The organism is Marinobacter sp. CH_CUG1437-1 (assembly GCF_037029655.1).
In the GTDB taxonomy this organism is placed as follows: Bacteria; Pseudomonadota; Gammaproteobacteria; order Pseudomonadales; family Oleiphilaceae; genus Marinobacter; species Marinobacter salsuginis.
The window spans coordinates 567,946-594,801 of the sequence record NZ_JAYMEW010000002.1 but is presented as its reverse complement, the minus strand read 5'-3'; the positions used below and the strand labels follow the sequence as shown (position 1 = coordinate 594,801).

General features: G+C 56.3%; 20 protein-coding genes. 13 read left to right on the top strand and 7 right to left on the bottom strand.

What is annotated here, in order from left to right; genetic code table 11:
- Positions 1-261: 261 nt before the first annotated feature.
- Positions 262-1,710, bottom strand: coding sequence for a pyruvate kinase (gene pyk / locus WA411_RS08080; protein WP_291907042.1), 1,449 nt, complete (start codon positions 1,708-1,710; stop codon positions 262-264).
- Between the two features lie 68 nt (positions 1,711-1,778).
- Positions 1,779-2,783 carry a type I glyceraldehyde-3-phosphate dehydrogenase gene (gap, locus tag WA411_RS08075; RefSeq protein WP_291907044.1) on the bottom strand — a complete coding sequence of 335 codons (1,005 nt, stop codon included), beginning with the start codon at positions 2,781-2,783 and terminating at the stop codon, positions 1,779-1,781.
- Between the two features lie 169 nt (positions 2,784-2,952).
- On the opposite strand from gap, the gene edd reads away from it, so the two are divergent.
- The gene (gene edd, locus WA411_RS08070) at positions 2,953-4,773 is read left to right on the top strand and encodes a phosphogluconate dehydratase (protein WP_291907047.1); all 1,821 of its coding nucleotides are present in this window, start codon (positions 2,953-2,955) and stop codon (positions 4,771-4,773) included.
- On the top strand, positions 4,770-5,735 hold the full coding sequence (gene glk / locus WA411_RS08065; RefSeq protein WP_291907050.1) for a glucokinase: 966 nt from the start codon (positions 4,770-4,772) through the stop codon (positions 5,733-5,735). Before edd ends, glk begins: the two co-directional genes overlap by 4 nt.
- A 21-nt stretch (positions 5,736-5,756) precedes the next feature.
- Here glk and WA411_RS08060 read toward each other — a convergent pair whose 3' ends face one another.
- Entirely contained in the window at positions 5,757-6,497 is a 741-nt protein-coding gene (locus WA411_RS08060; protein WP_069183313.1) for a nitroreductase family protein, read from the bottom strand.
- Positions 6,498-6,589: 92 nt separating this feature from the next.
- On the opposite strand from WA411_RS08060, the gene WA411_RS08055 reads away from it, so the two are divergent.
- A complete protein-coding gene (locus WA411_RS08055; protein WP_291907055.1) occupies positions 6,590-7,192 on the top strand; it encodes a uracil-DNA glycosylase family protein in 603 nt (200 codons plus the stop codon).
- A 14-nt stretch (positions 7,193-7,206) separates the two neighbouring features.
- Here the strand turns inward: WA411_RS08055 and WA411_RS08050 are convergent, their stop codons facing one another.
- On the bottom strand, positions 7,207-8,961 hold the full coding sequence (locus tag WA411_RS08050; RefSeq protein ID WP_418766805.1) for an ABC transporter substrate-binding protein: 1,755 nt from the start codon (positions 8,959-8,961) through the stop codon (positions 7,207-7,209).
- A gap of 366 nt (positions 8,962-9,327) precedes the next feature.
- Here WA411_RS08050 and WA411_RS08045 point away from each other — a divergent pair, with 366 nt between their 5' ends.
- Positions 9,328-10,455 carry a porin gene (locus WA411_RS08045; RefSeq protein ID WP_136632373.1) on the top strand — a complete coding sequence of 376 codons (1,128 nt, stop codon included), beginning with the start codon at positions 9,328-9,330 and terminating at the stop codon, positions 10,453-10,455.
- A gap of 198 nt (positions 10,456-10,653) precedes the next feature.
- On the opposite strand, the gene glpD is transcribed toward WA411_RS08045, so the two are convergent.
- On the bottom strand, positions 10,654-12,183 hold the full coding sequence (glpD, locus tag WA411_RS08040) for a glycerol-3-phosphate dehydrogenase (protein WP_291907067.1): 1,530 nt from the start codon (positions 12,181-12,183) through the stop codon (positions 10,654-10,656).
- Positions 12,184-12,365: 182 nt separating this feature from the next.
- Positions 12,366-13,124, bottom strand: a complete 759-nt coding sequence (locus WA411_RS08035; protein WP_291907070.1) for a DeoR/GlpR family transcriptional regulator — start codon at positions 13,122-13,124, stop codon at positions 12,366-12,368.
- Positions 13,125-13,327: 203 nt separating this feature from the next.
- Here WA411_RS08035 and glpK point away from each other — a divergent pair, with 203 nt between their 5' ends.
- Positions 13,328-14,800, top strand: a complete 1,473-nt coding sequence (gene glpK / locus WA411_RS08030; RefSeq protein WP_291907074.1) for a glycerol kinase GlpK — start codon at positions 13,328-13,330, stop codon at positions 14,798-14,800.
- Between the two features lie 25 nt (positions 14,801-14,825).
- Here the strand turns inward: glpK and WA411_RS08025 are convergent, their stop codons facing one another.
- Positions 14,826-16,706 carry a sigma-54-dependent Fis family transcriptional regulator gene (locus WA411_RS08025; RefSeq protein ID WP_291907077.1) on the bottom strand — a complete coding sequence of 627 codons (1,881 nt, stop codon included), beginning with the start codon at positions 16,704-16,706 and terminating at the stop codon, positions 14,826-14,828.
- 333 nt (positions 16,707-17,039) lie between these two features.
- Here WA411_RS08025 and WA411_RS08020 point away from each other — a divergent pair, with 333 nt between their 5' ends.
- From WA411_RS08020 to eno, 8 genes are all read left to right on the top strand, one after another.
- A complete protein-coding gene (locus tag WA411_RS08020; protein WP_202347466.1) occupies positions 17,040-18,134 on the top strand; it encodes an ABC transporter ATP-binding protein in 1,095 nt (364 codons plus the stop codon).
- The gene (locus tag WA411_RS08015; RefSeq protein WP_291907084.1) at positions 18,134-19,234 is read left to right on the top strand and encodes an ABC transporter ATP-binding protein; all 1,101 of its coding nucleotides are present in this window, start codon (positions 18,134-18,136) and stop codon (positions 19,232-19,234) included. The genes WA411_RS08020 and WA411_RS08015 overlap by 1 nt, the downstream gene beginning before the upstream one ends.
- Positions 19,234-20,100 (top strand): carbohydrate ABC transporter permease, encoded by an 867-nt coding sequence (locus WA411_RS08010; protein ID WP_053112341.1) that lies wholly within the window; start codon positions 19,234-19,236, stop codon positions 20,098-20,100. Before WA411_RS08015 ends, WA411_RS08010 begins: the two co-directional genes overlap by 1 nt.
- Positions 20,101-20,110: 10 nt before the next feature.
- Positions 20,111-20,917 carry a carbohydrate ABC transporter permease gene (locus WA411_RS08005; protein ID WP_053112339.1) on the top strand — a complete coding sequence of 269 codons (807 nt, stop codon included), beginning with the start codon at positions 20,111-20,113 and terminating at the stop codon, positions 20,915-20,917.
- A gap of 11 nt (positions 20,918-20,928) precedes the next feature.
- Entirely contained in the window at positions 20,929-21,204 is a 276-nt protein-coding gene (locus WA411_RS08000) for a DUF2160 domain-containing protein (RefSeq protein ID WP_291907092.1), read from the top strand.
- Positions 21,205-21,424: 220 nt separating this feature from the next.
- Positions 21,425-23,167, top strand: a complete 1,743-nt coding sequence (locus tag WA411_RS07995) for an ABC transporter substrate-binding protein (protein ID WP_053112330.1) — start codon at positions 21,425-21,427, stop codon at positions 23,165-23,167.
- A 214-nt stretch (positions 23,168-23,381) separates the two neighbouring features.
- Positions 23,382-25,388 carry a methyl-accepting chemotaxis protein gene (locus tag WA411_RS07990; protein ID WP_291907097.1) on the top strand — a complete coding sequence of 669 codons (2,007 nt, stop codon included), beginning with the start codon at positions 23,382-23,384 and terminating at the stop codon, positions 25,386-25,388.
- Positions 25,389-25,551: 163 nt separating this feature from the next.
- On the top strand, positions 25,552-26,853 hold the full coding sequence (gene eno, locus WA411_RS07985) for a phosphopyruvate hydratase (RefSeq protein WP_291907100.1): 1,302 nt from the start codon (positions 25,552-25,554) through the stop codon (positions 26,851-26,853).
- Positions 26,854-26,856: the final 3 nt, after the last annotated feature.

Below are 26,856 nucleotides of genomic sequence, written 5' to 3'. Positions count from 1 at the left end.
ATCTCCGATAACGCGAGAATTCGTCGTAAGTTCGCAATACTCGAGAAACTGTCACGCAGAGATAACTGCAAAATTCTGAAGGAGGGAGTGGGGTTCCCCTTTCCAAAAATGTCTGTGGCCAAGGATGGCCACAGCCAAGCGCACATGGATGTGCTCGTAGCGGTTTTTGGAAAGGGGAACCCTACTGCCGCCCGGCACACAGCCTCAGGCTACGAGCCCATGCACCGAAGACAGCGGGCTATAGCCAGAGAAGCTAGAGAATCAGCGAATATCCGACCCAACGCGAACAATCTTCATGGTATTGGTCCCACCCTGGGCATTCACATAATCACCCTTGGTAATCACCACCAGATCACCATCCTTGACTGCCCCCCGGTTCACCAGCTCCGACACCGCCAACGCATTCGTCCGCTCGTTCGGGATCTTGGCAGAATCGAAAGGCACCGTCTGAACGCCCCGGAACAAAACGACCCGATGCTGCGTGGAGTGATGGCGCGAAAACGCAAAGATTGGCAGGCTCGACTTTATGCGCGACATCAACCTCGGTGTGGCGCCGGTTTCGGTCATGCAGATGATGGCCGAGACACCCTCAAGGTGGTTGGCGGCGTACATGGCCGAAAGCGCGATGGCCTCGTCCACCGCTTCCATGCTCTCGTGAATCCGGTGCTTGGACTGATGCATCGATGGATGCTTCTCGGCACCCAGGCAGATGCGCACCATGGCTTCCACGGCTTCCTTCGGATAATCACCCACCGCGGTCTCGGCAGAGAGCATCACCGCGTCGGTGTAGTCCATCACCGCGTTGGCAACGTCTGAGACTTCGGCTCGTGTTGGCATCGGGCTGGTGATCATCGACTCCATCATCTGCGTGGCCGTGATCACCGCGCGGTTAAGAACCCGGGCGCGGGAGATGATGTGCTTCTGGACGCCAACCAGCTGTGCGTCTCCGATTTCCACGGCCAGGTCGCCGCGGGCAACCATCACGGCATCGGAGGCTTCGATGACCGCGTCCAGGGCTTCCACATCGTCGGCAAGTTCCGCCCGTTCGATTTTGGCGACCAGGCCGGCGTCAGATCCTGCTTGTTTAAGCAGGCGCCGTGCGATGTGCATATCCTCGGCGGTGCGAACAAAAGAAACCGCCACGTAATCGGCACCGAGTTTGGCGGCTGTGACGATGTCCTGCTTGTCCTTCTCAGTCAGTGCCTCAGCAGACAGGCCGCCGCCACGCTTGTTCAGGCCCTTGTTGTTCGAGAGCGGGCCGCCGATCAGAACAGTGGAGGTGATGCTGTGATCATCGACCGACTGAACTTCCATCTCAATGCGACCGTCATCGAGAACCAGGATGTCGCCCGGTTCCACATCTTCGATCAGTTGCTCGTAATCGATCCCGACTCTTTCTTCGGTACCGGCCTCCTTGTCCATGGCAGCATCGAGGATAAACGTCTGGCCGGCCTGAAGGGTGACCTTGTTCTCCGCAAAGCGGGCGATGCGAAGCTTGGGGCCCTGCAGATCGGCGAGCAGCGCGACGAACCGGCCCTGGGCTGCAGCCGCTTCGCGGACACGGCGGGCTCGTCCGATGTGCTCCTCGGCGCTGCCGTGGGAAAAGTTCAGTCGGGTAACGTCTACTCCGGCGGCAATTATAGCTGCGAGGGATTCCGGCGAGTCAGTGGCGGGGCCGAGGGTGGCGACGATCTTGGTACGCCTGAGCATGGTTTGTGTCCTTTGGTTCTTCAAAATGGTCTCGAGCAGGGTAGCGGAATCAGCTGGGCCGGCCAGTTTTACTGGCCGGCCTTGATCAGGGCGAGTGCATTATCCAGCATGCGGTTCGAGAACCCCCATTCATTATCGTACCAGGCCATGACTTTTACGTGACGGCCCAGAACGCGGGTGTGGTTGGCGTCAAAGATGCTGGAGAGCGCGTTGTGATTGAAGTCCACGCTGACCAGCTTCTCGATATTATAGCCAAGAACCGGGTTCTGCTCGGCCGCCGCTTTAACCGCTTCGTTGACTTCCTCTGCGGTTGTCTCCCGGCTGGCAATGAAGCCGAAATCCACCAGTGACACATTGATGGTGGGAACGCGAACGGCCAGGCCATCGAGTTTGCCGTCCAACTCCGGAATGACCTTGCCAATGGCGGCAGCGGCGCCGGTCTTGGTTGGGATCATTGACTGGGTGGCTGAGCGTGCCCGATAGAGGTCGGAATGGTAGACGTCGCTCAGCTTCTGATCGTTAGTGTAGGAGTGGATGGTGGTCATCAGGCCACTCTCGATACCAATGGTCTTGTGCAGGGCTTCAACCACCGGAGCCAGGCAGTTTGTGGTGCAGGACGCATTGGAGATGATGTCGTGGTCGGCGGTCAGTGTTTCGTGGTTCACGCCGTATACCACGATGGCATCCGCATCAGGGCTGGGTGCCGAGATGATAACCTTGCGGGCGCCGGCCGTCAGGTGTGCAGCCGCCTTGTCGCGTTTGGTGAAGAGGCCGGTACACTCGAAAACGACATCAACACGGTGGTCTTTCCAGGGCAGTTCTTCGGGGTTGCGGAGAGCGGTAATGGCAATCCGGTCCCCGTTAACGGTCAGGGATTCTGCGTCGTGACTGACGTCGGCGTTAAATCGGCCATGAACGCTGTCATACTTGAGCAAATGAGCGTTGGTTTCGGCGTCGCCAAGGTCGTTGATGGCAACAACCTGGAGCTGGCTCCGGTAGTTATTTTCATACAATGCTCTGAGAACATTGCGACCGATGCGGCCAAAACCGTTGATTGCGATACGGATTGTCATCGTCTGACTCCTTGGGTGGTCGTTTTTTGTTCGTTTAACCTCAGCAATGTAGTAAATATAACAACAAAAAAAGAATAAATGAACGATTAAACGGTGGTAATGCTAAAAAAAGAAAGTAAAATTACATCTAAAAACGACCACTCTAATAGATTATGCAATGGAGCCCACCATGCACCCGACCGTAGACAAGGTTACCCAGAGAATTATTGAGCGCAGTCGCTCAACGCGGCAGGATTACCTGAACCGCATGAACGCTCTCAAAGCCCAATCCCCGCACCGGAGTTCTCTGTCCTGCGGCAATCTGGCCCACGGTTTTGCGGCCTGTAGTCAGGGCGACAAAGACACCCTGAAGTTCATGAACAAGGCCAATGTGGCCATGGTAACGGCCTATAACGATATGCTTTCGGCCCACCAACCTTACGAAAAGTTCCCCGATGTTATTCGGGAGGCGGCCCGGGGGATGGGGTCCGTGGCCCAGGTGGCCGGAGGCACGCCTGCCATGTGTGATGGCGTAACCCAGGGCCAGCCGGGTATGGAGCTGAGCCTGTTTTCCCGGGACACCATCGCCATGAGTACGGCCGTGGCCCTGAGCCACAACATGTTTGATGCCACGCTGCTATTGGGCATCTGCGACAAGATTGTTCCGGGCCTGCTGATCGGCTCGCTGGGCTTCGGCTATCTCCCTACCATTCTGGTTCCGGCAGGCCCGATGCCTTCAGGGCTGCCGAACAAGGAAAAACAGCGGATTCGACAGCTTTACGCCGAGGGTAAGGTTGGCAAGGAAGAATTGCTGGAGGCCGAGAGCAAGTCCTATCACAGCCCCGGCACCTGCACGTTTTACGGCACCGCCAACAGCAACCAGCTGTTGGTCGAAGTCATGGGGCTGCATTTGCCGGGATCGGCTTTTGTAAATCCCAATACCCCGCTGCGCGAAGAGCTCACCCGTGCCGCAACCGAGCAGGTGATCAAATTGTCGAAGCCTCACGGAGGCGAGCTTGGTCTTGGCGATATGGTGGATGAGAAGAGCATCGTCAATGCGCTGGTAGCGCTGCTGGTTACCGGTGGCTCCACCAATCACACCATTCACTGGATCGCCATTGCCCGGGCTGCCGGTATCATCATCGACTGGAACGACTACGCCGAGCTTTCTTCCGTAGTCCCCTCCATGACCCGCATCTACCCCAATGGCCAGGAAGACGTGAACGCGTTTCACGAGGCGGGAGGTACCCCGTTCCTGATCCGGGAGCTGCTGAGCGGCGGGTACCTGCACAATGACGTGAACACGGTCGTGGGCTATGGCCTTGAGCGCTATACCGAGATGCCGGAGCTGGAGGATGAGAGGCTGGTGTGGAAGCCGGCGCCGGAAAAAAGCCTTCGCCCGGATGTGCTGAGCCCGGTTGCGGAGCCGTTTGCACCCGATGGTGGGCTACGGGTGCTCGATGGCAATCTGGGCCGGGGCGTGATCAAGGTTTCTGCCGTTGCTCCGGAACACCGGATAGTTGAAGCGCCGGCCGTGGTGTTCAACGACCAGAACGAACTAAAGGCAGCTTTCGAGGCCGGCGACCTGGATCGGGATTGCATTGTGATCGTGCGGTTCCAGGGACCCAAGAGCAATGGCATGCCAGAGCTGCACAAGCTTACCCCTTACCTGGGCGTGTTGCAGGATCGCGGGTTCAAGGTCGGACTGGTGACGGATGGCCGTATGTCCGGCGCGTCGGGCAAGGTGCCCGCGGCGATCCATGTCTACCCGGAGGCGCTGGATGGCGGGCCGCTGGCCAAGGTCAAAAATGGTGACCAGGTTTGTCTGGATGCCGAAAAGGGGATTCTTGCCGTCCGCGTGGATGAGCAGGAGTTTGCCGGCCGGGATTCTGAAAATGCGGACCTGACCGGGTATCATCACGGCTATGGTCGGGAATTGTTTGGCTGGATGCGACGTTCGGCCAGCAATCCCGAGGAAGGGGCCAGCTTTTTCTGGAATCATGAGGCATGACAGCAACACATTACTCACTGGTCGGTGACATCGGCGGCACCAATGCGCGTTTCGCACTGGTAGAGAAGGGCAGTGTGCAGCCCGGGGCTATCGAGATTCTGCCCTGCGGGGAATACACCAATCTCGATGACGCCGTGCGGGATTACCTGGCCCGGGTCGGAGTTTCAGAGGTGGATGGAGCCTGTCTGGCCGTTGCCTCACCGGTTCGAGGCACCCAGGTTCGCATGACCAACAATCACTGGCGCTTTGATATCGAAGAGGTCCGGGCGCAGTTCGGCTGGTCCAGGTTCAAGGTGATCAATGACTTTACCGCCATGGCGCTCGGCGTTCCCCATGTTCCGGACGAACACCTTGTGCCTGTGTGTGGTGGGCCGGGTGACAGCCTTCGCCCCCGACTGGTTATGGGGCCTGGAACCGGGCTCGGTGTTTCGGGCCTGGTGCCCATTGAGCATGGTTGGGTACCGTTGATGACCGAAGGCGGCCACGTGGATTTCGCCCCCACCGATGATACCGAAATGGCGGTGCTGCGGATTCTCAAGGCCCGATTTGGGCGGGTGTCGGTAGAGCGTATTCTTTGTGGTCAGGGCCTGCTGAATCTGTATCAGGCCCATGCCGAGATCCAGGGCGTGGCCGCCCCACTGGATGCGCCGGAAAAAATCACCGCGGCTGCGGTGGAAAACACCGACAGCCTGGCGCGACACACGCTCCGCCACTTCTGTGAAATCCTCGGTCGGGTAGCCGGCAATGGGGTTCTGACCCTGGGTAGCATCGGTGGTGTTTATCTCTGCGGTGGAATCCTGCCCCGTTTCCTCGATTTCTTTCTGGAAAGTCCCTTCCGGAACGGCTTTGAGGATAAAGGCAGAATGCGCCCGTTGCTGGAGTTCACGCCGGTCTATGTGGTCACAGAGCCCTACACCGGGCTGTTGGGAGCGGCCGAGGCACTGGGCAATCCGGAGGTGTGATGCCCGAGTGCCTTTGCTGGGTCAGAGGTAGTGAACCAGTTGGCTCTGATCAAAACGGTATTGGCGGTTATACACGCCGTTCTCCGCCCGGCGGCCGGCGGCCAGTACCATGGTCACCAGTCCTTTACCGGGCAGGTTGAGCAGTTTCTTGACACGATACTCGTCAAAACCCTCCATGGGGCAGGAATCATAGCCGTGGGCCCGGAGTGCAAGCATCAGGTTCTGGGCCGCCAGGGCGGTGGATTTGGTGGCCCAGATTTTCATCTCGCAGGTTGAGTAGGGGCCCCGGGGGACAGGCCGGGTGATTCCCACGGCAAGGCCTGCCGCTTTCTTCGCTAACCCCAGAATCCCGAAGGGGCCCTGGTTGTAGTGAATGGGGGCGACTTTGCGGTAGTACTTTTCAACGATCGGCGGCAGTTTTTCTTCTGGCCAGTCTTCCAGGGCTTGTCGGGCATGAGCTCGCCAGCTATCCGGTCGGGCAACCACCACGATCAGCGCGGCGGCGGTTTTCGCGGCATTCTGGCCAAGACAGGCGTGGGCAAGTTTCGCCTTCAGCTCCGGAGTGCGGACAACGAAAAATTCCCAGGGCTGAAGGTTGCTGGAGTTTGGGGCAAGTGTTGCCAGCTCGAGGCAATCCTCAAGCACCTTCTCCGGAATAGGCTCATCGGTGAAGCGCCTGATGGAGCGGCGGGTGCGAACGACTTTTCGGAACTCCTCGACATCAATTTCCGGCAGAGGAAGAGGGCCTGCTTTGGCATTCATGGTGTGTCCTTCGTGACTTGTTGTGTCGTGATTGTGCCTCTATCGTTACGGGAAATGCCCGTTTATGCAATCACCCTGACAATGGAACGTTCATGAAAGAGGATCTCTCCCGGCTTCCCTTCGACGACCTGGTTCGGCGCGTGCGGGCGTGTACGATTTGTGCGGACGTTCTTCCACGTGGCCCAAGGCCGGTCATCCAGATATCGGAAAGCGCCCGCATTCTGGTGGTCGGGCAGGCGCCGGGCAGGCGAGTGCATGAAACCGGGTTGCCCTTCAATGATCCCAGCGGCGATCGGCTTCGGCAATGGATGGGGATAACCCGGGATACCTTTTATGACGAACAGAAGCTGGCCATCCTGCCCATGGGGTTTTGCTATCCGGGTACCGGCAAATCCGGGGATCTTCCGCCGCGACCAGAGTGCGCGCCGGCCTGGCGCAACCTGTTGCTGGATCGTCTGCGGCATATTGGGTTGACTCTGGTTATCGGCCAATATGCCCATGCCTGGCACCTGGCCGACTGTCGCAAATCCGTCACGGCCAATGTCCAGCATTGGCAGGAGTATTGGCCGGAAGTTCTGCCCATGCCTCACCCCAGCCCAAGAAATAACCTGTGGTTGCGTCGGAATCCCTGGTTTGAAAGCGAGGTTGTGCCCGAACTTCAGCGCAGAATTGCCAGGCTTCTTGAGCCCGATTGAGGCCGGGAGCTTGTTCAGTTGCCCGCAATGTCCCACTGCCTGAGCAGGTCCTCGTAACGGATGGTTATGCCCTGGGGTTTCTCATTGTTCAGGCGAGGCTTGGGCGCACCAGGTTGGGCGAGCCACCATTCTTCGCCCTTCAGCTTTTCTTCATCCGCCATTTTAGGACCACAATCACCGGCCAGGAAGTTACGTTCGATAATAGACAAGGTTCTGTCTTGTGCTGCCGCCAGGTTATCGAGCGCCTGCTGCGGGGTCATTTTCCCCGTTACCGCATCGGCGATGTTTGGCCACCATAGCTTGGCCAACCGAGGGTAGTCTGGCACGTTCACTCCAGTGGGCGACCAGGCGGTTCTAGCCGGGCTACGGTAGAACTCGACAAGACCTCCCAGTGTTGGCGCTTTTGCCTGCATTTGCGGCGATTCCAGGTCTGAAAGCCGGATGGGTGTCAGACCGTAGAGGGTCTTCTGGAGTGACACGGTGCGCGAGACGGTGAACTGGGCATAAAGCCACGCTGCTTTCTGCTGGTCCGCCCCCATGGCGCGCGGGATGGTCCAGGCGCCCACGTCCTGATATCCGAGCTTCATACCCTCCTGCCAGTAGGCGCCGCGAGGGGAGGGCGCCATCCGCCATTTCGGAGTGCCGTCTTCGTTCACGACGGGCAACCCCTCTTTTGTCATATCGGAGGTAAAAGCGGTGTACCAGAAGATTTGCTGTGCGACCTGCCCCCGGGCCGGCACGGGACCGGCTTCCGAGAATGTCATGTTCGCCGCCTCCGGAGGAGCGAAGCGCTGCAACCAGTCGATGTATTTTTCCAGTGCATAGACCGCTGCCGGACTGTTGGTGGCGCCGCCACGACTGACGGAAGAGCCAACAGGATGGCAGCCCTCCATACGAATGCCCCATTCATCGACCGGTAATCCGTTGGGAATCCCCTGATCACCCGCGCCTGCCATGGAGAACCAGGCATCGGTGAAGCGCCATCCCAGAGATGGGTCCCGCTTGCCGTAGTCCATGTGCCCGTAGACACGTTCGCCATCGATCTCCTGCACGTGAACCGAGAAAAATTCTGCGATGTCCTCATATGCGGACCAGTTGAAGGGCACGCCAAGCTCGTAGCCGTAGCGCTCCCTGAATTGGGCCCTCAGTTCGGGGCGCTGGAACCAGTCGTAACGGAACCAGTACAGGTTGGCGAACTGCTGATCGGGTAGCTGGTAGATCTTGCCGTCGGGGCCAGTGACGAACTCCAGGCCAATGAAATCTTCCAGTGCCAGGGTCGGCAGTGTAAATGCCTTGCCCGCCCCTTCTATATAATCGCTCAGCGCCAGAGCCCAGCCGCTGCGGGAATGGGTGCCAATCATGTCGGAGTCATTCACAAATGCGTCGTACCGCCCCTTGGCCGCCATGATGCGCTGCAGGTTGATCTGGCGAATCACCTCGCCTTCGGGCTTCCTGTCGTGGATTACCGGAATCCCCGTCAGCATTGAAAACGCGGGTGCCAGTACCTCTGCCTCGTAGTCATGGGTCGGTAATTGTTCGGAGAGAACCGATATCGATGTTCCCTGGAGCTCCGCGGCGGCATGGGTAAACCAGGCGAGTTCTTCAGCCTGTTCGTCTTCCGATAGGGTCGAATCCGGAAAGTGGTCCTGGATCAGTGTGCGGATAAGCGATCGCTTCTCATTGGAAAGTGAGTCGAAGAGGGGGCCCGCGATTACCGGTTGGCTCACCAGTAGTATCAGGCCGACTAGCAACGGGTATTTGTTCATGATCGCCTCTTGTTTTTGTTGCTTTTCGTACAATTTAAGATCATATGGTTCGTTGGAAAGTTCGTCAACGAAAAATTTTATTTCGGGGGAAGGGCAGTTTAAGTGTATTAAAAACAGCTGTTTAACCGTTCATGCTTCTTTCTAAAGTCTTTTTAAGGCGGGCTAAACGAAAATTTTTTCGATCATAAACTTTCCATTTGCAATTTTCAGCGCTAAATTTGTTCTGTTTCGAACCGATATGGCGCAATGCGAAAACCAGACGGTTCGTTAACGAAGTCAGTCGCCAGGCGTTTCGCCGCAGCTATGTCCTTGGGCAAAGCGTTTCAGGTGGCTTCGACAGTTCAGCGCTAACAAAAACAGGAAGCTAACATGATCGAAAATAACAATGTCTTTGTGTCGTCCAACAACCGTTCTTTCCGGAAGGCCCCATTGGCAGCCTCCCTGCTGCTGGCGGCAGGGGTCTGCTCGCCAGCCCTGGCGGAGGTGTCCTTTGAATCTGATAACGGGTGGAAAGCGGGCTTTAATGGCCACATTCCGATCTTTGCGGTGTTCGGCAATTATGACCAACCAACGGACGAAGACTCGTTTACCATCACGACCGGTTTCAACCCGGCAACGCTGCAAACCAACATTTATGCACCGACCCAAAATGGTCTGGAAGTGTCCGGCCATTTCCAGATGAACGCGAATATTGCGCCCGGTGATGCCAATGCCGATTTTCGCAGCCGGGTCTCCGAGATTGCCGTGGCCGGCGATTTCGGTAAGGTAAATATTGGTAAGGGCTTCGGGATCTATGGGGTGCCTGCTATTGGTGATAACGGCAGTGCTCTGGGCGTTGGCCTGATCGGTGGCCCGGACCAGGTGGCCGCAACGGCCGGGCGCATTGGCAACGGCTACTTTTATGCCAACTTCACACCCCGTGTGATGTACACCTCCAACAGCCTGGGCGGTCTGCAGTTCAAGGTCGGTTTGTTCAGCCCTTCAAAGGTGGATGGCGTTGCCGATGCCGAGTACACCATGCCGCGCATCGAAGCGAACGTGGTCTATTCGGGCAACAATTTTTCCCTCTGGTCCAGTGGTTTCACGCAGGACGTGGACTCCAAAACCGGTACCTTTGATGACTACACCATGTCCGGTATCGACTTCGGCGGTTCTGTCTCTTTTGGTGGCCTGTCCGTTCGAGGCAACTACGGCATGACCCAGGGTACAGGCAACGGAGTGTTTGCCGCCCGCCTGGATCCGAACGAAGAAGACGCCAGTCAGTGGTATGTTGAAACCACCTACCAGATCAACCGAACCACGCTGGGTGTCAGTTATGGCGAAGGTGAAGACGATATTGTCGCGGGTGACAGCAACGATACAGATCTGACTATGCTCTTTGCTCGATACGCGGCCACCGATCACCTGACCCTGATGGCGGAATACACCACACTCGGTACCGGTGACGGACAGGGTGAATACGATGCGATCATCTTTGGTTCGCAACTGACATTCTGATTGTCTCGAATGGAGGCAAGCACCCTCGAAAGTGGGAGCGCAAAAGGTTGAGGTTAACCCCTCAACCTTTTTTTGTGGGAGTTGATACACGAAGTTGCCAAGGACAGGGGGAGGGCTTTCCCAAAACCGTGCGGAGCCAGCTACAAAAAAGCTCCGGGCGGATAGAGTCCGGCCGGAGCAAAGATGCCTGAGAGAGCTTCAGGCGCTGTGGTGGAGAGCGGTCTTGCGATTATCGGAACTGACAGCTTTCATCAGGAAACGTTCCAGGGCTTCAACATCCGAGTCGCTGGCATAAAGCCCCTGCTTGGTCCGGCGCCAAAGAATGTCTTCCGACGTCATGGCCCATTCGTTCTTGATCAGATGCTCGACTTCCTGCTCGTAGAGAGTTCCGGCGAAATGAATGCCCAGATCGTCCATCGACTGGCAGTCCCGGAGAATGTCATAGCTGGTGGTGCCATAGGTACGCACGTAGCGGCTGATCACTTTCTCGGAGAGCCAGGGGAAGTCACGCCTGAGTTTTTCTTCAAGCGCCTCGTGGTTGGCAAAGTCACCGCCGGGTAAAACTCCGGTTTTGGTCCAGCGCCCGCCGGCCTCAGGAAAGAACTGGCACAGTTTGTCAGTGGCGGCCTCTGCCAGCTTGCGGTAGGTGGTGATCTTGCCTCCGAATACCGAAATCAGTGGCGCCTTGCCTTTCTCACTATTGACCTCGAAGGAGTAATCCCGAGATGCCTTCTGGGCATTTTCCTGCTCGTCGTCCATAAGAGGGCGCACACCGGAGTAGGACCAGATCACATCCGAGGGTTCAAGCTGCCTCTTGAAATGGGAGTTCACGATGTTCAGCAGATAGTCAGTTTCTTCTGGTGAAATTTTCGCTTTCTTGGGGTCACCTTCGTAATCGACATCGGTGGTGCCCACCAGCGAGAATTCATCCTCGTAGGGAATAACAAACACGATCCGCTCGTCTTCATTCTGAAGGATGTAGGCTTCGGTACCCTTGTTGAGTCTGGGAACCACAATATGGCTGCCTTTGACCATGCGAATCATTTTCGGCGCCGGCATCGACAGGGTTTCACCGAATAACTTGCTTACCCAGGGACCAGAAGCATTCACAATGGCCTTGGCTGATACCGTTCTTTCGGTTTCATCGGTCATGTCCCGCAGTGTGACTTTCCAGTCATGGGTGCCCTGTTCGGCCTTGACACATTTGGTGCGGGTGCATATCTGCGCGCCAAACTGCTGTGCTTTTTTCGCAGTCAGAACCACCAGGCGAGCATCGTCGACCCAGCCGTCCGAGTACTCGAATCCCTTGGTGATATCCGGTTTCAGCGGATCGTTCTCACCGAACTTGATGGAGCGTGAGCCCGGAAGGATTTCCCGTTTCGCCAGGTGGTCGTAGAGAAAGAGGCCGGTTCGAATCATCCAGGCTGGGCGCAGGTGCGGTCGGTGCGGTAACCGAAAACGCATTGGCCACATGATGTGTGGCGAATTGCGAAGCAGTGATTCGCGCTCCGCCAGGGCCTCCCGGACCAGTCGGAATTCATAGTGTTCCAGATAGCGCAGCCCGCCGTGTATGAGCTTGCTGCTGCTGGATGACGTGGCTGACGCCAGGTCATTCATTTCGCAAAGGAGGACTTTCAGGCCTCTCCCGGCTGCATCCATGGCAATGCCGGTGCCGTTGACTCCACCGCCAACGACAATAACGTCAAACTGTTCGTGCTCCAAAGTCATTGTTGGTCATCTCCTGACGCCAATGGAAAAGACGCTTTGTTGTCATGCGCACTTTTCAATGTTCAACATGCGATATGACACTATTATGCGAAAGGCTTGTATATTCGTAAAGGAAAAAATAGAAAAAAAACGAAAAGGGGGAGGCGATCACGTTTTCGGATAGAGAGGGAAGCGAAAAACAATCAGACGATATGAAGCTGTACGTTGTGTTCGGTCAGCAGCTGGCGGATTTCCACGGGAGGTTGCTGGTCGGTGAAGACGTGATCAGCCTGGGAAATGCTTCCCAGACGGACCATGGCATTGCGTCCGAACTTGGAATGGTCGGCTGCCAGAAGAACCTGGTTGGAGTTGGCAATAATTGCCTGGGCCACGCGGACCTCACGGTAATCAAAATCCAGGAGAGAGCCGTCGTTGTGAATGCCACTTATGCCAATGATGCCGAAGTCCATCTTGAACTGGTTGATGAAATCCCGGGTGGCTTCACCGACAATCCCGCCATCCCGGTTGCGGACTTCGCCGCCCGCAATGATTACGTGGAAATCTTCCTTGGCCGAGAGAATGGACGCGACATGGAGGTTGTTGGTAACGATCTGCAGGTTGTGTTTTTCCAGCAGGGCCTTGGCGATGGTCTCGGTGGTGGTGCCGATATTGATGAACATGGAGGAATTGTCCGGAATCAACTCTACCAGCGCCTCGGCAATTCTTTCCTTGGCCTCCAGATCCATGATCTTGCGGGCCTGATAAGCGGTATTGACCGTGCTGGAATCAATGCCCGCTCCACCATGGTGTCTGCGGAGCTTTTTCTGCTTGGCGAGTTCATTCAGATCGCGGCGGATGGTCTGGGGCGTTACCTTGAACTGGTCTACCAGCTGTTCGGTGGTGACGAAACCGTTCTGCTGGATCAGCTCCATAATCAGATCCTGTCGGCGACGCTGTGCCATTAAAATCTCCTCCGCTCTGTCATTTTTCTCATGCGAAATACTGTGCGTCCGAAAACAGTCTTAAAGTTTAGTAGTTTTCAGCGGGTTATGCAGCTTTTTTAAAAGGTTTGGCTGGTAATATGCTCGCTTGTCGTGAAAACCGCTTGGCATTTATGTTCAAAAAAGTAAAAATACGAAAAAATAAGAAACCGAGGTCGAACATTATGAGCCAATACATACTTTCCATCGATCAGGGGACTACCAGTTCCCGCGCCATACTCTTTGACCTGCAGGGCAACATACACGCCACCCGCCAGCAAGAGTTTCCGCAACATTTCCCGGCCAGTGGCTGGGTTGAGCACAATCCGGAAGACCTATGGTCATCGGTTCAGCAAACGTTCAACGCCGTAATGGCCGAAGAGTGCGGTGATCGCGGTGAAGTGGTTGCTGTAGGCATCACCAACCAACGCGAGACCACCGTAGTCTGGGATCGCAACACCGGAGAGCCCGTCTACAACGCCATTGTCTGGCAGGATCGGCGAACGGCCTCCTATTGCGAGTCCCTGAAAAGTGAGGGGCTCGAACCCTGGGTCAACAGCAAGACCGGCTTGCTCATTGATCCCTATTTTTCGGCCACCAAGATTCGCTGGATTCTGGAAAATGTCTCCGGAGTAAGGGAGCGGGCGGAGCGAGGGGAGCTCGCGTTCGGTACCGTCGACAGCTTTTTGTTGTGGCGATTGACCGGCGGTCGAGAGCATCGCACAGACGCCACCAATGCCAGCCGCACGATGCTGTTCAACATCCACAACCAGAAATGGGATCCGGAGCTTCTGGAGCTCTTTGGTATTCCCGAATCGCTGCTACCGGAGGTGATGGATTCCGCTGATCATTTCGGGCAGATCACCGAGGGTGGGGCACTCAACGGTGCCTCTGTGCTGGGCGTGGCAGGCGATCAACAGGCCGCCCTGTTTGGCCAGACCTGTTTCGGCATTGGCATGGCGAAGAGCACCTATGGCACTGGCTGCTTCCTGATGCTCAATACCGGTGACAAGGCTCTGCAATCGGAGCACCGCTTGCTTACCACGGTGGCCTACCGGGTTAACGGTAAGCCCACCTACGCCCTGGAGGGCAGTATTTTTATCGCCGGCGCCACTATTCAATGGCTGCGGGACGGCCTTCAGCTTATTCGCGACGCCTGTGAAACAGAACCGCTGGCGGAGGGGACGCCCGTCGACCACGGTGTTTATCTGGTACCGGCTTTTACCGGGTTGGGCGCGCCCTACTGGGACCCCAATGCACGGGGCGCCATCTTCGGTCTTACCCGCGATACCGGCATCAAGGAGATTGTCACGGCGGGCCTGCAATCTGTTTGCTATCAAACCAAGGACCTGCAAAAGGCCATGGAAAAAGACGGGATTCGGCCGGTCAACCTGAGGGTTGATGGTGGCATGGTGGCCAATAACTGGGTACTTCAGTTTCTGGCCGACATTCTCGGTGCCCGCGTGGATCGCCCGTCGCTGGTTGAAACCACGGCATTGGGCGCTGCCTATCTGGCTGGCCTGAAGGCCGGTGTCTATGGCTCTCTCGAGGAGCTTTCCGAACTATGGCGATGTGACCGGAGTTTTGAACCCGTCATGACGAAAGAGAAGCGGGACGCGCTGTATGATGGCTGGTTCCAAGCGGTTCAAAAGCTATGACACCAGGCTTCTGCGGGTATGGGTTTCATCGAACCCCAAGTTCCCGCAGACGCTTGTATAGCGTGTTACGGCTTATTGCCAGTTCTCTGGCGGCCTGAGATACATTGCCTGTGCACTTGTGATAGACCCTGAGCGTTCTGGCGAGTGTATCCTCGGGTTCCGCTTCAATGCCCGGAACAGATGGCTGCGGGATAGTCTGATCGGATTCCTCGCCCGAGCTGTTCTCGAATTCTGCAAGGAAGTCTTCCGGCAAATGCCACACCTGCACGTCCTCCCCGTCGGCAATGGCGATAGCCACCCGCAGCACGTTGACCAGTTGGCGAATGTTGCCCGGCCACGGGTGGTTTTCCAGGGCCGAGAGTACCTTGGGAGACAGCTGTTCTGATTGCCCCGGATCACGGTAACGGGAATAGAGTGTCTGTATCAGCAGCAATCTGTCGGCGCGGTCCCGAAGCGCAGGGAGTTCCACGCATAGCCCGTTGATCCGGTAATAGAGGTCTGCCCTGAAATGACCGCTTTCGATCCGTGTGCCCAGTGGTCGGTTGGTCGCCGTGACCAGCAGAATATCAACAGGGACGCTGTCGGTAGAGCCGACCGGAGTAACCAACCGTTCCTGGAGTACCCGTAGCAGCCTTGATTGGGCCGAAAGGGGCATTTCGCCAATTTCGTCCAGAAACAGAATGCCCTTGTGGGCCTTTCGGATAAAACCCAGTGAACCTTGCGCCCGCGCGCCTGTGAAGGCGCCCGCTTCGTAACCGAATAATTCCGATTCGACCAGTTCCGGGGGAATGGCCGCGCAGTTAACCGCCACCAGTGGTTGATCCCTGCGCGGCGATGCGCGATGAAGCGCCTTGACCAGAACTTCCTTGCCGACCCCGGTCTCGCCGGTGATGAGAACCGGTAGCCCCCGCTGCAGCACTTTGAGACTCTGTGTCGCGCACCGCTTCACGGCTGAATCGCCGTATTCGAGATTGTCGATACCCAGCAATTCATCGGAATGCTTGCCCTCATCAGGGAGTGGTATCGGATCATTTTGGGCGCTGTTGTCGACAACCCGGGTAGGGCGCTTGATCCGGGCGCTCAGTCGCACCTTGCTGCGGGTGGTCAGTTGCAGGGGTTCGGTTTCCGGATGGCCAAGAATTTGATTACGACGGCCGTTGAAAAGCTCATCCAGACGGGCCTCCACGGTATTGATCCCCAGCAACTGGTCCGCTCGCTGGTTACTCGCAATGACCCGTCCGGAATCATCGCACACCAGAATCCCCGACCAGGGACTATCGAAGTTATCTGCCGTGGTATTCAAGGTGATCTGGAAATGATCGGGACCGAACTGGCGATTGATAAGCCGGTTCTCCACAGATTGGGAAAGCAGGCGAACCATGCCCAGGGTGTGAGCCTGGGGGAGGTACGCGTCGCTGAACACACTGAGAACACCGGCAATCTGCCTGTGGGCATCGAAAATCGGTGCCGCAGAACCAATGATGCTCCGGTTCGTTTTCAGGAAATGTTCGTTTCGCTGAATCTGAACGGGGGCGCCGACAGCAATAGAGGTGCCAATGGCGTTGGTACCGCAGTTCTGCTCCTGCCAGTTTGCGCCGGTCTGAAACCAGGGTTTCAGCCGGGTCTCGGTAATGCGTTCATCGCCCCAGCTGTTCAATACCGTGGCGTGCTGATCGGCGAGCAGAATGAGGCAGCGGCTGTTGGAAAGTACGTTCCGGTAGTAGGGCAGAACCTCAGCCTCGGTAACCGAGAGCAATTCGCTGTATTGGCGGTTTATTTCTTCCAGCCTGGCAGACTCCGGCACCAGCGGTGTTGGCTCATGGTCGTGATCAAGGCCCCATGCAATGCAGCGGTCCCAGGAATCGGCAATAACGCTCCGGTAGTCCGAATATTCGTTTTTTCTCATCAGGCGTCACTCAGGTGTTCGTTTGTTGTTCTGGCAGACGACTCGAGCAGCTGACGTGGGCAACTGTGTCAAATGTGTTGCTCAATCATCTGTGTAAATCCTGTTCACGTCAATGTTCAATTTGAACAAAGTATTGCTAAACGAACATTATGGTTTTCGTATGAGAAATTGTGCGAAAAATAAAAGGCTATACAAAACAGTGGAGTAAGTAAGATTACCTACGCAGACGTGCAAGCTGGTATAGCCTTTGCGTAAGGAGATTCGAAATCGAATTTCTGTGGCCGATGTAAACCGGCCCGGAGTGCGTTTCCACAAGAACAAAAAGGAAAGCCTATGTCCTTAACACTGGAGAATCTCTCCCGTGAGGTCGACGGTGTCGACTATATCCGGGATGCCAACCTCACCTTTGAGGCAGGTTCCTTTAACGTTCTGCTCGGCCGGACACTGGCCGGTAAGACCTCACTGATGCGACTGATGGCAGGGCTGGACAAGCCTGATAGCGGCCGTCTGATCTACAACGGTGAGGACGTCACGGGGCAGAGCGTGCAGAGCCGAAATATTTCGATGATCTATCAGCAGTTCATCAATTACCCCAACCTGACTGTCTACGAAAATATTGCCTCGCCCCTGCGGCTTGCAAAGATGGCAGAGTCCGAGATTGATCGAAGGGTGAAAGAAACCGCGTCGATGCTTCGGATCGACCCTTTGCTCAAGCGCTACCCGCTGGAGCTGTCCGGTGGCCAGCAGCAACGAACCGCCATGGCCCGGGCGCTGGTGAAGGACGCCACCCTTGTGCTATTCGACGAGCCACTGGTCAACCTCGATTACAAGCTGCGCGAGGAGCTCAGGGCGGAATTGCGTGACCTGTTCCGCGAGCGTCAGTGTATCGCGGTTTACGCCACCACAGAGGCCAACGAAGCCCTGGCGCTCGGTGGCACAACCACACTGTTGCACGAAGGCCAGGTGGTTCAGACCGGCCCGGTGATGGATGTCTACCGCGCGCCCGTGAACACCCTCGCTGCACAGTTGTTCAGTGAACCCCCGATGAACATGATTCGGGGGCGTGTTTCTGAAACCGAGGTGACCTTCGACGAATATTCGCACCACGCGCTGACACAGGAGCTGGCGAAGCTTCAGCCGGGTGATTACTGGTTCGGGATCCGGCCCAGCCACATCGGCCTGGTGCCCACCAGCGACGATGACCTCGAAATGTCCATGGAGGTAGAGCTCAGCGAAATCAGTGGCTCTGAAACCTTCATGCATGTTGAGAACAGTCACTTCGAAATGGTGTTGCAGTTAATGGGGGTGCATCAGTACCACACAGGCTCACCAATCAAGGTGTACCTGCCGATCAATAAACTGTTCGTGTTCGACAACAACGAGCAACTGGTGCACACACCGTCTCAGGTTTCAGGAGGGTCTGTCTGATGGCTGAAATTCAGTTGAAATCACTCGCCCACAGTTACAGTGATATGCCCGAGGGCCCGGACGATTACGCCATCCGTCAACTCGACCACGTCTGGCACAAGGGTGGTGCGTACGCGCTGTTGGGTCCGTCCGGTTGTGGGAAAAGCACCATGCTGAACATCATCTCCGGCCTTGTTCAGCCCTCCGAGGGCGATGTTCTGTTTGATGGAAAGCGGGTTAACGAGCTTTCTCCGCGAGACAGGAATATCGCCCAGGTTTTCCAGTTTCCAGTCATCTACGACTCAATGACCGTTTACGACAACCTGGCGTTTCCGCTCAAGAACAACAAGGTTCCGACCTCCAAGATCAAGGCCCGTGTTCATGAGATTGCCGAAGTCCTGGAAATCGAGGACAAGCTCTACAAGAAGGCAAAGAACCTGACCGCGGATGAGAAGCAGAAGGTGTCCATGGGCCGGGGCCTGGTGCGGGAAGATGTTTCGGCGATTCTGTTCGATGAGCCCCTGACCGTGATCGACCCGCAGCTCAAGTGGAAGCTGCGTCGGAAGCTCAAGCAGATTCACGAGCAGTTCGACATCACCATGGTGTATGTCACCCACGACCAGCTCGAAGCCTCCACCTTTGCCGACAAGATTGCCGTGATGTACGGCGGACAGATTGTTCAGTTTGGCACCCCTACCGAGCTCTTCGAGCAGCCCAACCACACGTTCGTGGGTTTCTTTATCGGAAGCCCGGGGATGAACCTCATCGAGGTACAGAGATGCCCCCGCGGCGTGTGTTTCGGTGGCACGGTCGTGGCACTTGAGCCCTGGCAAGTTGATGTCCTGCAGCGGACCAGGTCCACCAACATCAAGATCGGAATCCGGCCGGAGTTTGTGGAAGTGTCCTCCGTAGCTTCAGACGACACCTTCGAGGCGGAGGTCCTGGATGTCGAAGACCTCGGTACCTACAAGATCGTTACCGTGCAGCTTGACCACGAGAAAATGAAAGTCCGGCAGAGCGAGGACTTCGCCGCATCGATTGGCAGCCGGGTTCATCTCTCGTTCCCGAAGCAATGGCTGAAGCTGTATGTGGATGAATTCCTGGTACAGGAGCAACAGTGATGCAAAAGGTACAAAACAACAAAGCCTGGTGGCTGGTGCTGCCAGTATTCCTGCTCGTTGCCTTCTCGGCACTGATTCCCCTGATGACCGTGGTGAACTATTCGGTCCAGGATATTTTCGGACCGGGCCAGGCGTTCTTCGTGGGCACCGAATGGTTCAAGGAGGTATTGACGGATGAGCGTCTTCAGGACTCCCTGATTCGTCAGTTCATCTTCTCCGGTGCGGTCCTGCTGATTCAGATTCCCCTCGGGATCGGGGTGGCGCTGATGATGCCCAAATCCGGTATCAAGGGATCGCTGTGTCTGATTCTGCTGGCCATTCCCCTGCTGATTCCCTGGAACGTGGTTGGCACCATCTGGCAGATTTTCGCCCGCGGTGACATTGGTCTGTTCGGCTGGGGCATCAACCAGCTTGGTATCGATTACAACTACACCGGTGACACTCTTGATGCCTGGTTGACGGTGCTGCTCATGGACGTATGGCACTGGACACCGCTGGTGGCGCTGCTTTGCTATTCCGGGCTGCGGGCGATTCCCGAGGCGTTCTATCAGGCCGCGGAAATCGATCGGGCTTCAAAGTGGGCTGTGTTCCGTTACATTCAGCTGCCCCGCCTCAAGAGCGTGCTGATCATCGCCGTGCTGCTGCGCTTCATGGACAGTTTCATGATCTACATCGAGCCGTTCGTGCTGACCGGCGGCGGGCCTGGCAGCTCGACCACCTTCCTGAGTCAGACGCTCACCACCATGGCGATAGGGCAGTTTGACCTGGGGCGCGCGGCGGCATTCTCGCTGATCTACTTCCTCATCGTGCTGCTGATTTCCTGGCTGTTCTTTACCGCCATTACGCACGCCGACAAAGAAAAATAAGGAGAATGTGATGAGACAGACACGTTCGAAAAATTTTGGGATAACCCTGTTTATCCTGCTGCTGCTGACGCCGATCTACTGGTTGCTGAACATGTCGTTCAAGACCAACCAGGAAATCCTGGGCGGTCTGACACTCTGGCCGCAGAATTTCACCCTGGACAACTATGCGGTGATTTTTACCGACCCGAGCTGGTACAGCGGCTATATCAACTCGATGATCTATGTTTCGATCAACGTGGTGATCACGCTGGTGGTGGCCCTGCCGGCAGCCTACGCATTCAGCCGTTACAAGTTTCTCGGCGACAAGCACCTGTTCTTCTGGCTGCTCAGTAACCGGATGGCACCGCCGGCGGTTTTCCTGTTGCCGTTCTTCCAGTTGTATTCGTCCATCGGGCTGTTCGATACCCACATTGCCGTGGCCCTGGCGCACTGCCTGTTCAACGTGCCGCTTGCGGTCTGGATTCTGGAAGGGTTTATGTCCGGCGTGCCGCGCGAGTACGACGAAATGGCCTATATTGATGGCTACAGCTTTCCCAAATTCTTCGTGAAGGTCTTCCTGCCGATGATTCGTTCCGGTATCGGGGTCACCGCATTCTTCGCCTTCATGTTCTCCTGGGTAGAGTTGCTCCTTGCCCGGACCCTGACGTCCGTGGATGCCCAGCCAATCGGGGCGATCATGACCCGAACGATAGGGGCGAGTGGTATCGACTGGGGCGTTCTGGCGGCTGCCGGTTCACTCACCATCATTCCCGGCCTGCTGGTGATCTGGTTCGTTCGCAACCACGTTGCCAAAGGCTTCGCCCTCGGACGCGTGTAAGGAGAGGTTTTATGATTGCCTGGATGAACTGGACACCGACTGTCGCCATCTTCTTTGCAGTGATTGCGGGGATTCTGGCGGTGATGACGGTTTACGAAATTGTCTCCCCGTGTAGCGAAAGGAAAGGCTTTCTGCCTATAGCCACGACCCGCGGTGACAGGTTGTTTATCGGATTGCTCTCGGCGGCGTATATACACCTGGCTTTCCTGGCTGTAAGCGATATCACGTTATGGGTGGCGCTTGCGGTTTCGGTGGCCTGGCTATTGGTGCTGCTGCGCTGGGGATGAGTCTGAGGTCGGATGTTCGTTATGTTGTTTTTGCGAACATTCGGCTCTAAAAATTCTCTAAAAACACTTGTAATGATTTCGAAACCGAACTATTTTTACTTAAATGATCGGAATCGATCATAAGCGATTCCGGTGGAAGGATAGCGACCAGAGCGCTATAAGTGCGGAAACGAAACCCGGTTGTTTCGTTCCATTCATAAAAAGACGAACGAGGTTGGATATGTTCAACAACAATAAATATCCGAGGACCCTGTTGCTGAGCGCCGCCGTTGGTGTTGCCAGTATGGGGTTAAGCCTGCATGTCAGCGCCGATCAGTACAGTGAGGCGGCTGAAAAGTGGGTGAATGAAGCGTTCAAGAACTCTACTTTGACCAAGGAAGAACAGCTCAAGGAGATGGAGTGGTTCACTCAAGCGGCTGAGCAGTTCCGCGGCATGGACATCAATGTGGTTTCCGAAACCATCGCGACTCACGAATATGAGTCCAATGTTCTGGCCAAGGCATTTTCGGAAATTACCGGTATCAACCTGACCCATACGCTGATTCAGGAAGGCGATGTCATCGAGAAGCTCCAGACTCAGATGCAGTCCGGACGGAACATCTACGATGGCTACGTGAACGATTCAGACCTGATCGGTACCCACTTCCGGTATGGCAAGGTAGTGGCCGTTGAAGACATCATGAACGGTGCCGGCAAGGATCTTACCCTGCCCACCCTGGATCTTGACGATTTCATCGGGCTCGACTTTACCACCGGGCCTGACGGCAAACTTTACCAGTTGCCTTCCCAGCAGTTCGCCAACCTCTACTGGTTCCGTGCGGACTGGTTCGAACGTGAAGATCTGCAAAAGCAGTTCAAAGAGATCTACGGTTATGACCTGGGTGTACCGGTTAACTGGTCTGCCTATGAAGATATTGCCGAGTTCTTTTCGGTGCACGTGAAGGAAATAGACGGTGAGCGCGTTTACGGTCACATGGACTACGGCAAGAAGGACCCGTCCCTGGGCTGGCGCTTTACCGATGCGTGGTTCTCCATGGCAGGTGCTGGCGACAAAGGCCTTCCTAACGGTTTGCCCGTAGATGAATGGGGTATCCGGGTTGAAGAGTGTCATCCTGTGGGCTCCAGCGTCAGCCGTGGCGGTGCAACGAATGGTCCCGCTGCCGTGTATGCCACCGAGAAATACGTGGATTGGCTGCGTGAGTACGCGCCCCCCGAAGCCCAGGGTATGACTTTCTCCGAGGCCGGCCCGGTGCCTGCCCAGGGCAACGTTGCCCAGCAGATCTTCTGGTATACCGCCTTTACCGCAAGCATGATCAAGGATGGTCTGCCAGTTGTGAACGAGGATGGCACGCCCAAATGGCGGATGGCGCCGTCACCACGTGGTCCCTACTGGGAAGAAGGCATGAAGCTTGGCTATCAGGACGTGGGCTCCTGGACGTTCCTGGATTCTACCCCTGAAAAGCGTCGTCTGGCGGCATGGCTGTACGCCCAGTTTACCGTTTCCAAGACTGTGTCCCTGGAGAAAACCATTGCAGGCCTGACGCCAATTCGCGAGTCTGATATCGAGTCCGAGGTGATGACCGAAATGGCACCGAAACTCGGCGGTCTGGTGGAATTCTACCGCAGCCCCGCCCGTGTGCAGTGGTCGCCGACTGGTACCAACGTGCCGGATTATCCGAAGCTGGCACAGCTGTGGTGGCAGTACATTGCCCAGGCTGCCAGTGGAGAAGCCACTCCGCAGGAGGCACTGGACGGGCTGGCTCAGGCCCAGGATCGGGTTATGGAGCGCCTTGAGCGCGCCAATGTTCAACCCACTTGTGGTCCGAAGCTGAACGAGCCCCGGGATCCGCAATACTGGCTGGATCAACCCGGCGCACCCAAGCCGAAGTTGGATAACGAGAAGCCCCAGGGCAAGACCGTTGCCTACGATGAGCTGCTGAAAACCTGGGAAGAAGCCCGCTAAGACGAGCTGATTCCCTCAAGAGCAATGCCTGTCGCAACAGGACCCTTTGGTTGCGGCAGGCAGAGCACCGTTGTCACGGTGGGTTTTGGCCGGTTGCTTTTAGTTCCCCCCCTTTCAAGCATTTCAAGGTAGCCCCTCCCGGGGTCAACCCTGCCGGCCCTTTTTCTGCCGTTTGGCCCGTCTTTGCGAGAATCTGGCGGGAAGGGTGTATCTAATGAACAGAATCTCCGTAATTCATCGTTTGTACGCAGGTTTCGGCCTGCTTTGCCTGATTATCGTTTGCTGGGGAGCATTCAACATAAGCATTATGTCGTCCTTCTCTGGCGCAACGGACAGGCTGACATCGGATGTATTTCCACTCAGTGGATCGATTCAGGAAATGGAAGCCCATCGATCAGAAACCGCAAGATACTCAGTGGAAGTGGTGGCTGCAGGCGATCAAAAGGTTTTGAACTCCCAGTCTGACAGACTTTCCGGTGCACTCAGCAAGCTTGCCGACAGCCTGGATGCCGTCGCTGCCTCCGACAGCACGGCCATGTTCCCGGAGCTGGCTGCGGTCAACGAGTCCGCGAATGCCCGGCTGGCTGAGTTGCAGCGCTCGGTCAAAGCGATCCTGGGCATAAAAAGGCAACTGCTCTCGGTGTCGGATTCGGTAAATTCCGGGCTAAGTGATTTCCTTGCCAACAACGGGGAGATGAAAAGAACCCTGGTCAGGGAGGGTACAGAGCCGGCGGGACAGGATATCTATATTCGCGACCTGTTCACGACGGTGATGGAAAACCTCGCAAACATCGAGTTGCTGATCATGCAGATGGTGAGTACTGAAAACCCGAGTGAGCTAAACGCCATCGTCGAGAACCTTCGGTTCAATACCAGCACGTTTGAGCAGGACATGTCCGCCCTGGTGAACGAGGTGCCTCGCCTGGAGGGCTTGCCATCATTGGTTGAAAGGTTTCTTGCCGCGGTGAACGATGACGCCGGAATCATCAGCCAGTATTCAGACTATCGCCAGAGCCGGCTTGAACTGGATTTATTGGCCAGGAAGATAGACCTTTCGCTTTCGGCAATGGCATCGGAGCTGGATGAAGCGCGAAAAATCGTTGCCGACAGGGCAAGCGCGTCGGTATTCGCGCTGGATGAAACTGCGCTGAATTCGGAACAGCTGGTTTACTGGCTGCTTCCCCTGGTGGTTCTGATTGCGCTGGCAACTTCCGTCAGGCTTGGGCGGATGATCAGCCGGCCGCTACAGGCGACTCAGGAACATCTGGCTGCAATGGCCGGGGGTGACTACTCTCGAGCGCTCGAGTTTCCGGCGCGTGGCGAGTTTATCGACCTGAAGCGTTCCGTTAACCGGTTGTCCGAAGCCATGGCAACGGTTCTTGGAAGCCTGCAACAGGCTGGATCGGACATATCCGTGATCGCATCGGGTAACGCCAGGTTTACCAGGGATTTTAACGAACGGATTCGAACCGAGTCCGACGAGCTTGGTTCTATTGCTGCTGCGATGACTCAAATGGAGGCGTCTGCCAGGGAGGTAGCGGGTTCGGTTCGGGATACCCATATCCTCGTTGGTGAGGTAAACCGGCAGGTTGAAGACAATCTGTCTGCAGCCGAGCGCGGCATGGACTGTGTTGAAAGCCTGGGCCGCCAGGCGGAGCAGACTGCAAAAAAACTGAAGCAACTTGAGCAGGCATCTTTTGACATAGGCAGGATTACCGAAGCCATTGATGATATTGCCAATCAGACCAATCTGTTGGCGCTGAATGCCGCGATCGAATCGGCGCGCGCCGGTGATGCTGGTCGCGGCTTTGCGGTGGTTGCAGATGAGGTTCGTGGGCTGGCCCGGAAAACCACTGAGAGCACCGATACCATACGGGATCTCGTAGAAGGTCTGCAGCAGGAAGCCTCGGAATCGGTCATCTCCATGAACTCCAGTTTTGAACAGCTGGGATCTGTGCGTGATTTGATGGCCAGTGTCTCGGAAGGCGCGGGCAGAATTGGTTCGGCAGTGGGACGGATCCATCAGGGCGCCGAGCATATTCGTCACGGCATGGACGAGCAGGAGAATGTCAGTCAGTCGGTGGCGCGGCAGGTCAGTGAAATCAGCGCCTCGGTAGCTGAAAGCCTTGAGAGTATCGACGAATTGGTCACGACCTGTGACCGCCTGGAGGATTCGGTGACCAGTATTGAATCATTGATGGCTCGATTTCGCATCCACTGAACCCATCGCGTACCAACCAACTTTCGTTTCCATATAACAAATTTGTCTGATTGATGGGTTTATTTCGCTTGATGATGTTCGTTTACGAATATTAAGATGGTTTTAATGTTCGGTATCCAAAAATAAAATTCGCAAACAATAATGATTGAACAGGAACGACGCTATGGAACAGATAAAATCAGTCACTGCCCGGGAAATTCTGGATTCCCGCGGATTTCCCACAGTGGAAGTGGACGTAGAACTCCGAAATGGCGTGGTCGGGCAGGGCCGGGTGCCATCCGGGGCGTCCACGGGAACCCGGGAGGCGCTGGAAAAGCGCGATGGTGATGACAGTCGCTACAACGGCAAGGGCGTCCTGCAGGCAGTTCGGTGTGTTAACGAACGGATTGCTCCGGCGCTGGAGGGGCGAGTGGTCTTTGATCAGCTCGTGATGGATCGCCTCATGTGCGAGATGGATGGCACGCCCAACAAGGCGGAGTTGGGCGCCAATGCGATTCTGGCCGTATCCCTGGCCACAGCCAACGCCGGCGCCAATTACCGGCAACAGCCCCTGTACCGGTATCTTGCCGAGCTCTATGGCTGCAACGGCCCCAGTATCTTGCCAGTGCCCATGATGAACATCATCAATGGTGGCGCTCATGCCGACAACAACGTTGATATCCAGGAATTCATGATCCAACCGGTCGGGGCGCCCAGCTACAGCGAGGCGCTGAGGATGGGGGTGGAAACCTTTCATGCCCTCCGGTCGCTTCTACGGAAAAACAGGCTGTCCACGGCGGTGGGCGATGAAGGTGGCTTCGCACCGAACCTGCGTTCCAGCGAGGAGGCACTGGACCTCATTCTGGCCGCCGTTGAAAAGGCAGGTTACCGGCCTGGATCCGATGTGGTCCTTGCCCTTGATTGTGCCGCTTCGGAATTCTATGAAGACGGCCGTTACAACCTCAAGGGTGCCGGTAAAGAGTATACCTCTGAGGAGTTCTCGGATTACCTGCTCAACCTGGCCATGAAGTATCCCATCGCTTCTATTGAAGACGGCATGGACGAAAACGACTGGGACGGCTGGAAACTGCTGACCGAGAAATTGGGCGAACGTGTGCAACTGGTGGGTGACGACCTTTTCGTGACCAACAGCGCAATCATCACAGAGGGCATCCGCAGGGGCATTGCCAACTCGGTACTGATCAAGTTCAACCAGATCGGGACTCTTACAGAAACTCTGGATGCTATCGGAATGGCCCAGGATGCAGGCTATACCACAGTGATTTCCCACCGCAGCGGCGAGACCGAAGATACCTTCATATCCGATCTGGCGGTGGCCACACGGTCGGGCCAGATCAAAACCGGCTCTCTCTGCCGATCCGACCGGGTCGCCAAGTACAACCGTCTGCTGCGCATTGAGCAGGATCTTGGCGCCCACGCGTTTTACCCCGGTGTCGGCGCAATCCGTTGTGCCCTGGACACCTGAGAC